Raw genomic sequence first — 1016 nt, 5'->3', positions numbered from 1 at the left:
TATCACAGGTTCAACCGGACCTACTGGGGCAACGGGCAGCACTGGACCAACTGGTCCGACTGGAGCTACAGGAATTACAGGTTCAACCGGAGCTACTGGTGCTACTGGTATCACAGGTTCAACCGGAGCTACTGGGGCCACTGGTATCACGGGTGCTACCGGTCCGACTGGTGCCACGGGTATCACAGGTTCAACCGGTCCGACTGGTGCTACCGGTCCGACTGGGGTCACTGGTAGCACAGGTTCAACTGGAGCTACTGGTGCCACGGGTATCACAGGTTCAACCGGTCCGACTGGGGCCACGGGTATCACAGGTTCAACCGGTCCGACTGGTGCAACTGGTGCTACAGGAATTACAGGTTCAACCGGATCTACTGGTGCCACTGGAATCACGGGTGCAACTGGAGCTACTGGTGCCACGGGTATCACAGGTGCAACCGGTCCGACTGGTGCTACTGGTATCACGGGTGCAACTGGAGCTACTGGTGCTACAGGAATTACAGGTTCAACCGGTCCGACTGGTGCCACGGGTATCACAGGTTCAACCGGACCTACTGGGGCCACTGGCAGCACGGGTGCAACTGGAGCTACTGGGGCCACGGGTATCACAGGTTCAACCGGAGCTACTGGTGCTACTGGTATCACAGGTTCAACCGGAGCTACTGGGGCCACTGGCAGCACGGGTGCAACTGGAGCTACTGGGGCCACTGGTATCACAGGTTCAACTGGAGCTACTGGTGCTACAGGAATTACAGGTGCAACTGGAGCTACTGGTGCCACAGGTATCACGGGTGCTACCGGTCCGACTGGTGCCACGGGTATCACAGGTTCAACCGGTCCGACTGGTGCTACTGGTATCACAGGTTCAACCGGACCTACTGGGGCAACGGGTATCACGGGTGCTACCGGTCCGACTGGTGCCACGGGTATCACAGGTGCAACCGGTCCGACTGGTGCTACTGGTATCACAGGTTCAACCGGACCTACTGGGGCAACGGGTATCACGGGTGCTACTG

The 1016-nt window shown here is 58.8% G+C and carries 1 protein-coding gene; it reads left to right on the top strand.

Going from position 1 to position 1016, the window contains the following annotated elements; all coding sequences use genetic code 11:
- On the top strand, positions 1-1016 hold a 1016-nt coding region (locus FBF75_RS19515; protein ID WP_205826478.1), incomplete at both ends, for a collagen-like protein.

Origin of the sequence: Bacillus sp. S2(2019), from assembly GCF_005144805.1 — a bacterium.
In the GTDB taxonomy this organism is placed as follows: Bacteria; Bacillota; Bacilli; order Bacillales; family Bacillaceae; genus Bacillus; species Bacillus altitudinis.
The sequence above is the reverse complement of the archived record's forward strand: the minus strand, read 5'-3'. Positions and strand labels throughout refer to the sequence as shown.